The sequence below is a fragment of the Bradyrhizobium sp. Crot121 genome (genome assembly GCF_059512385.1).
Window position 1 is genome coordinate 14,135 of record NZ_JCAMOR010000048.1, and the last position, 12,287, is coordinate 26,421.

A 12,287-nucleotide genomic window follows, 5' to 3' on the forward strand; every position below is an offset into this window, starting at 1 on the left:
GTCGGCAGACGGAGAAGACCATGAACCAAGAGATTATGAATCTTTTCAATCCGACGACGCCGGCCCAGGTCTTCGACCAGATCCGGATTTCGATCGCGTCCCCGGAGAAGATTCTGTCCTGGTCCTACGGCGAGATCAAGAAGCCGGAGACCATCAACTACCGCACTTTCAAGCCGGAGCGGGACGGGCTGTTCTGCGCCCGCATCTTCGGGCCGATCAAGGACTACGAGTGCTTGTGCGGCAAGTACAAGCGGATGAAGTACAAGGGCATCATCTGCGAAAAGTGCTCGGTCGAAGTCACGCTGTCGCGCGTCCGGCGCGAGCGCATGGGCCATATCGAGCTCGCGGCGCCCGTCGCCCACATCTGGTTCCTGAAGTCGCTGCCGTCGCGCATCGGCCTTCTGCTCGACATGACGCTGAAGGATCTCGAGCGCATCCTGTACTTCGAATACTACGTCGTGCTCGAGCCGGGTCTGACCGCGCTCAAGGACCGTCAGCTCCTGTCGGAAGATGAGTACCTGAAGGCGCAGGACGAATACGGCCAGGACAGCTTCACCGCCATGATCGGCGCCGAGGCGATCCGTGAATTGCTGAAGGGCCTCGAGCTGGAGAAGCTCGAGCTCTCGCTGCGTGCCGAGATGCAGGAGACCGACTCCGACATCAAGCACAAGAAGCTCGCCAAGCGGCTGAAGATCGTCGAGGCCTTCCGCGTCTCCGGCAACAAGCCGGAATGGATGATCATGACGGTCATTCCGGTGATCCCGCCGGACCTGCGCCCGCTGGTGCCGCTCGATGGCGGCCGCTTCGCGACGTCTGACCTCAACGACCTCTACCGCCGCGTCATCAACCGCAACAACCGCTTGAAGCGGCTTATGGAGCTGCGCGCGCCCGACATCATCATCCGCAACGAGAAGCGCATGCTGCAGGAGGCCGTCGATGCGCTGTTCGACAACGGCCGCCGCGGCCGCGTCATCACCGGCGCCAACAAGCGCCCGCTGAAGTCGCTCGCCGACATGCTCAAGGGCAAGCAGGGCCGCTTCCGCCAGAACCTGCTCGGCAAGCGCGTCGACTATTCGGGCCGTTCGGTGATCGTGGTCGGTCCCGAGCTGCGCCTGCATCAGTGCGGCCTGCCGAAGAAGATGGCGCTCGAACTGTTCAAGCCGTTCATCTATTCGCGGCTTGACGCCAAGGGCCTGTCGACGACCGTGAAGCAGGCGAAGAAGCTGGTCGAGAAGGAGCGGCCCGAGGTCTGGGATATCCTGGACGAGGTGATCCGCGAGCATCCGGTGCTCTTGAACCGCGCGCCGACGCTGCATCGTCTGGGCATCCAGGCGTTCGAGCCGGTGCTGATCGAGGGCAAGGCGATCCAGCTTCACCCGCTGGTCTGCGCCGCGTTCAACGCCGACTTCGACGGCGACCAGATGGCCGTGCACGTTCCGCTCTCGCTCGAAGCGCAGCTCGAAGCGCGCGTCCTGATGATGTCGACCAACAACATCCTGCACCCCGCGAACGGCCAGCCGATCATCGTGCCCTCGCAGGACATCGTGCTCGGCCTCTACTACGTCTCGATCATGCGCGAAGGCCTGCCCGGCGAGGGCAAGGTGTTCGGCGACATGGCCGAGCTCGAGCATGCCCTGCACTCGAAGGTCATCCACCTCCACACCAAGATCAAGTACCGGTGGGAGGGCCTCGACGAGGAAGGCAAGAAGAGCAAGCGCTGGATCGAAACCACCGCGGGCCGCGTCATGCTCGGCAACCTGCTGCCGAAGCACCCGAGGACTTCGTACGACATCATCAACAAGCTGATGACCAAGCGCGAGATCTCCGGCGTGATCGACCAGGTCTACCGGCACTGCGGCCAGAAGGAGACGGTGATCTTCTGCGACCGCATCATGGCGCTCGGCTTCTACAACGCCTTCAAGGCCGGCATCTCGTTCGGCAAGGACGACATGGTCGTGCCGGCGTCGAAGTGGAAGATCGTCGACCAGACCCGTACGCTGGCGAAGGATTTCGAGCAGCAGTACAATGACGGCCTGATCACCCATGGCGAGAAGTACAACAAGGTCGTCGACGCCTGGTCGAAGGCTGGCGAAGAAGTCGCCAAGGCGATGATGAAGGAGATCTCCTCGACCAAGAAGACGGCCAGCGGGGCGGATGCCGACATCAACTCGATCTACATGATGGCGCATTCCGGCGCGCGTGGTTCGCCGGCGCAGATGCGCCAGCTCGCGGGCATGCGCGGCCTGATGGCGAAGCCGTCGGGCGAGATCATCGAGACGCCGATCATTTCCAACTTCAAGGAAGGCCTCTCGGTGCTCGAGTACTTCAACTCGACCCACGGCGCCCGCAAGGGCCTCGCGGACACCGCGTTGAAGACCGCGAACTCCGGGTACCTGACCCGCCGTCTGGTCGACGTGGCGCAGGACTGCATCATCACGTCCAGCGACTGCGGCACCCATCTCGGCATCAAGATGCGCGCCATCATCGATGCCGGCACGGTGGTCGCCTCGCTCGGCTCGCGCATCCTGGGCCGCGTGGCCTGCGATGACGTGCGCGATCCCGCGACCAACGAGGTCCTGATCGCGCGCGGAACGCTGATGGAGGAGTCCCATGTGGACGCCGTCCAGAAGGCCGGCATCCAGGAGGTGAAGATCCGTTCGGCGCTGACCTGCGAGCTCATCAACGGCATCTGCGCCAAGTGCTACGGACGCGATCTCGCCCGCGGCACCCCCGTCAACCACGGCGAGGCGGTCGGCGTGATCGCGGCGCAGTCGATCGGCGAGCCGGGCACGCAGTTGACGATGCGCACGTTCCACATCGGCGGCGCGGCGCAGATCAACGAGCAGTCGTTCGTGGAGTCGAACTTCGACGGCAAGATCGTGATCAGGAACAAGGCAATCGCCCGCAACAGCGAAGGCCACCTGGTCGCGATGGTCCGCAACATGGTGGTTGCGATCGTCGATGCCGACGGCACCGAGCGTGCGACCCATCGCATCCAGTACGGCTCGCGCATGCATGTCGACGAGGGCGATATGGTCAAGCGCGGGCAGCGCATCGCCGAGTGGGATCCTTACACCCGTCCGGTGCTGACCGAAGTCGAGGGTACGATCGGGTTCGAGGACCTGGTCGAGGGCCAGTCGATCTCGGAGACGCTGGACGAATCCACCGGTATCGCCAAGCGCGTCGTCATCGACTGGCGATCGACGCGTGGCGGCGCCGATCTGCGCCCGGCCATCGTGGTCAAGGGCAAGGACGGCAAGGTGATGAAGCTCGCGCGTGGCGGCGATGCCCGCTACATGCTGTCGGTCGACGCGATTTTGTCGGTCGACGTCGGTGCGCAGGTGAAGCCCGGCGACATCCTGGCGCGTATCTCGACCGAGAGCGCCAAGACCCGCGACATCACCGGCGGTCTGCCGCGCGTTGCTGAACTGTTCGAGGCGCGCAAGCCGAAGGATGCGGCGATCATCGCGGAAGTGGCGGGCACCATCCGCTTCGGCCGCGACTACAAGAACAAGCGCCGCATCTCGATCGAGCCGACCGACAAGACCGAGGAGCCGCGCGAGTACCTGATCCCGAAGGGCAAGCACATCCACCTGCAGGACGGCGACATCGTCGAAAAGGGCGACTTCATCGTCGAAGGCAATCCGGCACCGCACGACATCCTGGCGATCAAGGGCATCGAGGAACTCGCTGCCTATCTGGTCAACGAAATCCAGGAGGTCTACCGGCTGCAGGGCGTGCTCATCAACGACAAGCACATCGAGGTGATTGTCCGTCAGATGCTGCAGAAGGTTGAGGTCACCGATCAGGGCGACACCGACATGATCTCGGGTGAGCAGGTCGACAAGATCGAGTTCGACGCGCTCAACACCAAGGCCAAGGAAGAGGGCAAGAAGCCCGCGACCGGAACGCCGGTGCTGCTCGGCATCACGAAGGCGAGCCTGCAGACCCGCTCGTTCTTCTCGGCGGCCTCCTTCCAGGAGACCACTCGCGTGCTCACCGAAGCCGCGGTCAACGGCAAGGTGGACCCGCTGGAAGGCCTCAAGGAGAACGTCATTGTCGGCCGGCTGATCCCGGCAGGCACGGGCGCCTCGATGGCGCGGATCCGCGAAGTCGCCATGAAGCGCGACAAGCTGATCCTCGACGAGCGCGAGAAGCAGGCGGCGATCGTGCCGTCCGCGCCCGAAGCGGAGCCGCTGGCGCTGCCGCCGGCGGAGTAATACCCCGCAAAACTACGGTACTCACGAAAAGGCCGGCTTTTTGCCGGCCTTTTTGCTGCTCTCCTCTTGTGCTGCGCTGCAGGAATGCGCTTTGTTCATCTTTCCTTCAGACAGAAAAGCGCTTCTGCTAAGAGCGGCTACGGCCGGGTGCTTCGCCCGCCCGGAAGAACGGAATCCCCATGCTTGATCTCGCAATCGTTGGTGGCGGCCCCGGCGGGCTGATGAGCGCCTGGTACCTGAAGAGGAAGCTCGGCGACCTCTGCCGCGTCACCATTTACGAGGCGTCGGACCGGCTCGGCGGCAAGATCGTCACGCGCAAATTCAATACCGCATCCGCGACCTACGAGGCCGGCGTCGCCGAGATCTACGATTATTCGATGACCGGCCCGGATCCGCTGCGCGAACTGATCCAGCATTTCGGCCTGCAGACCATCCCGATGGATGCCGAGCAGGTCCAGCTCGACGGCGAGCTCTTGAACGACGTGCGGGGCATGCGCCGCAAATATGGCGCGACGACCGCCGAGGCGATCGAAGCGTTCCGCAAGCGCTGCACCGAGATGATCTCGCCGGTCGAATACTACGAAGGCGTCGGCGCGCATGACAACGAGCATCCCTGGGCCCACAAGACCTGCGAGCAACTCCTCGACGAGGAGGTCGAGGATCCGACCGCCAAGCGCTTCTTCAAGGTGATGGCCCGCTCCGACATCGCGACCGAGAGCCACAACACCAACGGGCTCAATGCGCTGAAGAATTTCGTGATGGATATCGACGGCTATATCGGCCTGTACTCGATCCAGAACGGCAATGAGCAGCTCATCGAATGCCTGCGCTCGGAAGTCGATGCCGACATCCAGCTCAATCACCGGGTGCTGAAAGTCGGCAAGGCCGGCAACGGCCGCTACCGCCTCAACATGATGAACGGGAAAGGGCCGGAGACGCGCGACTTCGACCTCGTGCTGGTCTGCCTGCCGCATTCCTGGCTCGCCACGCTCGGCTGGGACGGCGAGGAGTTGCGCCAGTCGATGGTCAAGCACATCGCCTATTTCGACCGCCCGGCGCACTACCTGCGCGTCTCGATCCTGTTCGACGAGCCGTTCTGGGGCGAGAAGATCCCGGGCTCCTGGTTCATGTCGGAAGCGTTCGGCGGCTGCTGCGTCTACAACGAAGGTTCGCGCCATGATGTTGGCCGGCACGGTGTCCTGAACTGGCTGATCGCGGGCTCGGACGCGCTGGCCTTTGCCAATCTGACCGACCAGGAACTGATCGATGCTGCGTTGAAATCGCTGCCGGCTTCCCTCGGCAATGCGCGCGAGCATTTCCTCGAGGGCAAGATCCACCGCTGGCTGAGCTCGGTGAACGCGCTGCCCGGCGGCCTGCCGGCGCGCGACGTCATGACCAACCATCGTCCCGAGCCCAAGGAGCATCCCGGCATCGTCGTGGTCGGCGATTATCTGTTCGATTCCACGCTGAACGGCCTGCTCGATTCGTCCGATGCGGCGACCGACATCATCCTGACCGAGATGATCCGGCTGCGCCATGCCCGCGCCCAGGCCGAGCGGCCGCTGTCGGACAAGATCGACCGCGGTTATTTCGAGAATTATCGCGGGCAGGGCCCCTACAGCGAGGCGTGGCGCCACTTCACCGATCCCGCGCTGCTGATGGAGATGATCCAGATCGTCTGGGGCGAGGCGAAGGGCTACAAGCTCCTGGTGGCGGGCTCGGCGAGCGGCGAACTGGTCGGCGCGCTGCGCGAGCGCGGGGTCGATGCCTGGGGCGTCGAGAACAACCGCTTCATCCACGGCAAGACACCGAAGGCGCTGCAGGAGTACAACAAGCTCGGCTCGGTCGTCGACCTGCCGTTCGAGGACAACGAATTCGACTTCGTGTTCGAGACCAGCCTCTGCCATCTCGGCGGAAAGCAGGTGGTGCGCGCGGCGCGCGAATTGCATCGCGTGGTCAAGACCGGCCTCGTGTTCGGCTCGGTGACTTCGGACCTCGCGCCCGGCCTGATCGACCGCTACGATCTGTTGCGTGGCGTCAAGAAGCTCGCCACCTGGTGGGAGTGGTCGGAACTGTTCTTCGGCAACGGTTTTGATCTCGCCGCCCATCGTCGCGACTGCACCGAGGCGCTGTGGACCGCGGCGCGCGCCGCCAACAAGGGGCCCGGCCACTGGTACGGCGACTCCGACGCGTTGCGCTATTCGTTCTTCGATAAGGTCGAGGACGAGGATTGACCCAAGGATTGACCTGAAGATTGACCGGTGCACCGGCCGGTTCAATTGCTTTGCCCAATCCTTGCTGATCGCATAGAATCGTTGGCATAGCGCGTATCGCGCTGTCGCGCTCGATTTGCGGTCATGCCGGCCGTGCAGTATCGGTTGGTTTCATGGCATCGAAGCCCCCATCATCTGACGGTCACAATCCGGTTGCGACGGATGAACTCGAGCTGAAAAAGAAGCTCGGGGCGAATGCCGATTCCGCTACGTCCAGGCCCGGCGGCAAGCCTTCGTCGACATCACCGCTTCCCGACGATGATGACGAAGCCGACGCCGAGAACGAAATCGAGCTCGATGACGATGATGAGGACGAGGACCTCGTCGTCTTCACCGCCAAGGAAGCCGCCGGCGCGCTTGCCACGATCTACGGCTTCGTCAAGCCGTATCTGGCCAACTACAAGCGGATGCTGGTCTTCGTCAGCTTCGGCCTCGTGGTCGAGACGTTGTTCAACGTCATCATGCCGCTCAGCCTGAAGTTCCTGATCGACGATGCGCTCGGCGAGGAAGACTTCCAGGCGCTCTACAAGATCCTCGGCGTGCTTGCCGCCGCCGGGATCATCACCTCCATCATCGCGGTCTGGTACGAACGCTGGGACGCGCGGCTTGCCGCCTGCATTATCTCCGACGCGCGGACCAAACTGTTCGAGCACGTCCAGAACCTGCCGTCGTCCTATTTCGCCCGCACCAAGCGCGGCGAGATCCTGTCGCGCTTCTCGATCGACCTTTCGGCCTTCGAGGGCTCGGTCAAGAGCTTCGCCAACAGCGCCGCCCTGCCGTTCCTGGAGCTCATTGCCGGCATCATCCTGATGCTGTTCCTGAGCTGGCAGCTTGCCGTGGTCGCGCTACTCGTGTTTCCGATCACCCTGATCGGGCCGCGGATCCTGACCCCGAAGGCGGTGCAGGCCAATTACGAGCAGAAGCTGAACGAGGCCGCGCTGCTCGGCACCGTGCAGGAGAATGTCGCGGCCCAGGCCGTGGTGAAGGCGTTCAACCTGCAGCGCCGCGCGCTCGGCTGGTTCACGATGCGCAACAACGACGTGCGGCGGAAGGCAGCTTCCGCCATGTTCCTGTCGACCATGGTGGAGCGCACGGTCACCATCGCGGTGCTGCTGTTGCACCTCGTGGTGCTCGCGATCGGCGCCTATCTCGCCACCAAGGGCCAGATCACCATCGGCACCTTCGTCACCTTCGAAAGCGCATTCTGGGAGGTGTCCTACAACATCGCGCACCTGATGCACTTCATCCCGGTATCGATCCAGTCGGCGGCGGCGGTGCAGCATATGCAGGAACTCCTGGACGAGCCGACGCGCGGCGCCGACCGGCCGGGCGCGCCGGACCTGCCGCGCATCACCAATGACATCACCTTTGAGCGCGTGACGTTCCAGTACGAGGGCAGTCAGGAGCCGGTGCTCGATAATTTCAGCCTCAAGCTCAAGGTTGGTCAGCGCATCGCGATCGTCGGCCCCTCGGGCTCCGGCAAGAGCACGCTGCTCAATCTGATCCTGCGGCTTTACGTGCCGGACGAGGGCCGCGTCACCATCGACGGCGTCGATATCCGCAAGGTGACGCGTGAATCGCTGCGGCGAAGCATGGCGGTCGTGTTCCAGGAGAACATGCTGTTCAACATGTCGATCCGGGAGAACATCCGCCTCGGGAAGGAAGGCGCGAGTGACGAAGAGGTCGTGGACGCCGCGCGCAAGGCCGAAATCCATCGCTTCATCATGAGCCTGCCGCAGAAATACGACACCGTGGTCGGCGAGCGCGGCGACACGCTCTCAGGCGGCCAGCGCCAGCGCATCGCGATCGCGCGTGCCATCATCCGCAATCCGTCCGTGCTGCTGCTCGACGAAGCGACCTCGGCCCTCGACCAGACCACGGAGGCCGCGATCAACAGCACGCTGTTCAGGGTTGCCGCGGGCCGCACCATGATCTGGTCGACGCACCGGCTGACGTCGGTGGTCGACATGGACGAGATCATCGTGATCTCCGGCGGCAAGGCGATCGAGCGCGGCACCCATGCCGAGCTGCTCGCCGCAAACGGCGTCTACCGCAAGCTCTGGGACGATCAGGGCCACGTCGCACACAATGCCGCTGCGCAGGCCGACGACGATGAAGACGATGATGAGGACGACGACGAGGAGTGATCCCTCAGCTTGATGTCGCGATCCGGCCTTGCCGGCCGGGGCGAAACGCGCCGGCGGTGGAGTAGCGGACGCCCTGCGCGAAGCGGACCACGAAGCGGCCCCAGCGTCCGGCGCGCCAGGTCAGGCCATGGTCGATCGACAGCGAGCGAAGGTGGTAGGCCTTGGCAAGCGATCGTGCCTCGCAGGCCTGCTTGACCGGATCGTCGTAGAACGCCTGGATCTTCGGCACGTCCATGCCGTCGCTCGAAAGCCACGCCGGGATGTGGACGTTGCACAGCCGCTCGACGTCGGTGAAGACCTTGTCGCTACCGGTGCCGGCGGCTGGGCAGGAGGTCGAGAACGCGTCGCCGACCAGCACGATACCGGGCTGCAGATATCCTTCGGTGACGTAGAGGTCGGCGGGCCTGATCCTGATCGGCCCGGAGACCATGAAGCCGCCGGTCATGCGGGCAAGCCCCGGCATCGTGGCGAGCATGGTGGCTTCCGGCGCCTGCCTGAACTGCTGCAGCCACGGGTCGGTCATGTCGCGGTAGACCATGAGGTTGGCGCGCATCGTTCCGCCGATCGGGAACAATGTAAGATAGGCCATGCGCGCGCTCGGCCGGCCCGGCCAATAGGTCAGTGCCGGAAAATCGAACGCCGCGCGGCCGACCGGCATGACATCGAAGCCAAGCGTGATTGAATGGCACGCGCTGATGATGCGGCGCTGCATGCCGAGCGTGTGGCGCAGGCCGGTGTTCAGGCCGTTAGCGAGCACGATGAGCCGTGCCGAGATCTCCTCATTGTTCGACAGCACGATCTTCTGCCGGTCGGCGCTGTTTGAAACAGCGTAGGCCTTGGCATGGATGATCTCGACATCGCCTGGAATCTGCGCGCGCATGGTGTTGACCAGCGTGTCATAGAGGATGCCGTGCTGATCGCTGGGCTTCTTGGCGACGACGTAGCCGAACCGCGCCTCCCACACCTGGCCGTCCAGCGTCGTGGCGCGCAGCGTCTCTTCGGCAAGGCCGGTCCTGCGCAACAGCTCGAGTTGATCTCCGCCGAGCTTCTCGCAGCGCAGCTCAGGTGGATAGCTCAGATGCGGGTCGATCAGGCACGCCGAGATGCCCGCGCGTCCGAGCATCGCCGCGGCGGTCGAACCGGCGAGCCCGCCGCCGATGATGGCAACATCCGTGTAGCGCATGCGTCTTGCCTCTGATCGCAAGGCTCCATGCATGGCCGAGAATCGCAAAGGAACCCTGAACTGGTGCTTCACAATCCAGTCAGTCCCGCGTCCGCTTAATTGAAAAGCAATGTCCCGCAAACACGATGGCGCGCGGTCGAAGGGTCGGATTTCGATGATCTTGGTAACGATTGATTCACCCAGCCTGGACATCGCCCCGCAATGGGACGATCTGGTGCGGCGTGCGTCGTCGAACGTGTTCATGAATCCGGCCGCGCTTGCGGCGGCCGTTGCGACCGACTTTGCCAGGATCCACGTGCTGCTGGCCTGGGAGCAGGGCGCTTCGCAGCGGAGGCTCGTAGGCATCTGGGCGCTACAGGTGCGGCAGGCCGTGCGATTGTGGCCAAAGGTGTCGGAAGCGCTGCCCTACACTTATGCTTTTCTCTCCAGCCCGGTCGTCGATCCGGCCTTCGCCGATCAGGTCATTCCCGCATTCCTCGCCGCCATCGAACAAGACCCGCTGCTGCCCGATGTCCTCAGCCTCACGTCGTTCGACGGGGAGTGCCCGAGCTACGCGGCCATGTCAAAATGGCTGGCCGCGCGTGGCATCGAGCCGTTGATCGTTGCAACGAGCAGCCGGCCTTTCGTGACGAAGGAATTCGGCGTGAAGCGTAGCGGCTCGACGCGGAAAAAGCTGCGTCAGGACTGGAACAGACTGTCGGCGCTTGGCGCCGTCGATGTCGTCAACGACCGGTCGCCTGGCGCGGTCCGCCAGGCGTTCGAGACGTTTCTGGCGATGGAAAAGGCAAGTTGGAAGGGTGAGCAGGGCACGGCGGTGTTATCGGATGCCCGCGATGCCGCCTTCACCAGGCAGTTGGTGCACAATCTGGCCGACCGCCAAGCCTGCTCCGTCGCCTTGCTGCAGGTCAACGGCGAGGTCGCGGCTGCGCAGGTGCTGATGTATGGCGGCGCGACCGCCTACACTTGGAAGACCGCATACGATGCCCAGTTCGCGCGATATTCACCCGGGCATCTCCTCGTCGACAAGGTGACCGATCAGCTGTTCGCGCAGCCCGAGATCGAGGCGATCAATTCCTGCGCCGCCGAAGACAGCTTCATGGCCCAGCTATGGACCGGCCGCCGCACCATGCTCGATCTGCTCTTCGATGTCAGCGGAACGAAGTCGCTGGGCTACCGGATGGAAGCGGGCCGGCTGCTCGGCTACCATTTTCTGCGGCGTCTGCGGGACCGCCTGCGGCAGCGTCGTCGGACATCCTCCGCCAAGGCGCCGCAGGGCACCGCGAGCAAGCCGGAAAAGGAAGCGGGCGCCGCGCTGCGCGCGCCAGCAAAGGCTGGGGTCCGTCGACACCAGGCGGAAGTCGAGGGCCTTGGCCATTGACCAGGGCCTGTAAGCCTTCTTGGCAGGACGGAATCGTTACTCGTCAGAACACATCCAGTGTCATGACCATTCCGCCGATCTTTTCGAGACGGGCAAAATAGGCTGCGGGCTCGAGGAGCTGATAGGGAAAGTAGAGGCCAGGGGGAGTTGCCGGATTGCCGTCGAGTCCGACGAGCCGTTCGAGAACCATGGCGACGCCTAGCCCCGTCAGTGGCATCTGTCCCTCAGGATGGACAATCGCATGACGGGTGCGGAGCAGTCGGCCCGCTTGATCCTCACCGGCAAGTTCGATGACGATCTCGGTCGACATCGGCTCTCCTCGGCGGCGAGTGGAGCTCACTCCAATCGCGAGACTGAACTGAACGTTTGGCGCGCCGGTCGCGGTCGCAAGGCCGACAACGTCATAGGGGGAGAGTGCGGAGGCCTCCATCAGGGTGCCGTCGACGGCGCGGAACTTGGCCTTGGCATCGCCGCCAACGCGCCAGAGGTAGGCGCCGTCCCGACGAGCAAGCGCCGCCGGCATGGTCTTCGTTTGGCGCTCCAGGTCGGCGGCTGCCGCCGGACCGAAGGCATCCTGCTCATCGAGCAGCGCGCCGATAGCGATGTCGTGGACCCGACCGAACGCCTTGGCGAATTCGAGCGTGGGGACCGTCGTCGCGCCGACGAGCCATTCCGTGCCCAGAATGACCGGCGCGGCGTCCGGGTCGTGGATGTAGGCCGCTACTTCGGGGCCCATCTCGATAATGCCTGGAGAAATGCTGATGTGCGGCACGCCGCGCGACTGAGCGAAACGGAGCCCGGCGATCCTTTCGTCCGTAAAAAAGACGGCGACGGCGCTGACCGGGCGCTCACCGAGTCCAAGGCCATCAACGGCCAGGTCGAGCACCACACCCTCCGCACCGCCAATTTCGGTCGCGACTTTCTTGGCCTTAGCGAGATCGCGGCCGCCGATCAGTAGCGGCTGATCGGGATGGGCGACGCGCAGGAATCGGGCCGTCCAGCGGCCGACAATGCCGGAGCCGCCGATCAGGAGAATGGGAGCTGGCGACATTGCGGTGCCTCTCATCCTAGCGAACATAACCTAAC

Annotated in this window: 5 protein-coding genes and 1 pseudogene; 4 read left to right on the plus strand and 2 right to left on the minus strand. The window is 64.0% G+C overall.

The annotated features are described in order from the left end of the window. The first annotated feature begins 20 nt into the window (after positions 1–20). From rpoC to AC5ZGW_RS30995, 3 genes are all read left to right on the plus strand, one after another. Positions 21–4,220, plus strand: coding sequence for a DNA-directed RNA polymerase subunit beta' (rpoC, locus tag AC5ZGW_RS30985; protein WP_028168544.1), 4,200 nt, complete (start codon positions 21–23; stop codon positions 4,218–4,220). A gap of 179 nt (positions 4,221–4,399) precedes the next feature. After that, entirely contained in the window at positions 4,400–6,454 is a 2,055-nt protein-coding gene (locus AC5ZGW_RS30990) for an FAD-dependent oxidoreductase (protein ID WP_130225567.1), read from the plus strand. Between the two features lie 152 nt (positions 6,455–6,606). After that, positions 6,607–8,640: an ABC transporter ATP-binding protein gene (locus AC5ZGW_RS30995; protein ID WP_130225566.1), complete on the plus strand. Its 2,034-nt coding sequence runs from the start codon at positions 6,607–6,609 to the stop codon at positions 8,638–8,640. Here AC5ZGW_RS30995 and AC5ZGW_RS31000 read toward each other — a convergent pair. Continuing rightward, a pseudogene (locus tag AC5ZGW_RS31000) lies at positions 8,562–9,823 on the minus strand (FAD-dependent oxidoreductase). The gene AC5ZGW_RS30995 and the pseudogene AC5ZGW_RS31000 overlap by 79 nt on opposite strands. A gap of 154 nt (positions 9,824–9,977) precedes the next feature. Here AC5ZGW_RS31000 and AC5ZGW_RS31005 point away from each other — a divergent pair. Then, positions 9,978–11,201: a GNAT family N-acetyltransferase gene (locus AC5ZGW_RS31005; protein ID WP_130225564.1), complete on the plus strand. Its 1,224-nt coding sequence runs from the start codon at positions 9,978–9,980 to the stop codon at positions 11,199–11,201. A 43-nt stretch (positions 11,202–11,244) separates the two neighbouring features. Here the strand turns inward: AC5ZGW_RS31005 and AC5ZGW_RS31010 are convergent, their stop codons facing one another. Then, the gene (locus AC5ZGW_RS31010) at positions 11,245–12,252 is read right to left on the minus strand and encodes an NAD(P)-dependent oxidoreductase (protein ID WP_474418722.1); all 1,008 of its coding nucleotides are present in this window, start codon (positions 12,250–12,252) and stop codon (positions 11,245–11,247) included. Positions 12,253–12,287: the final 35 nt, after the last annotated feature.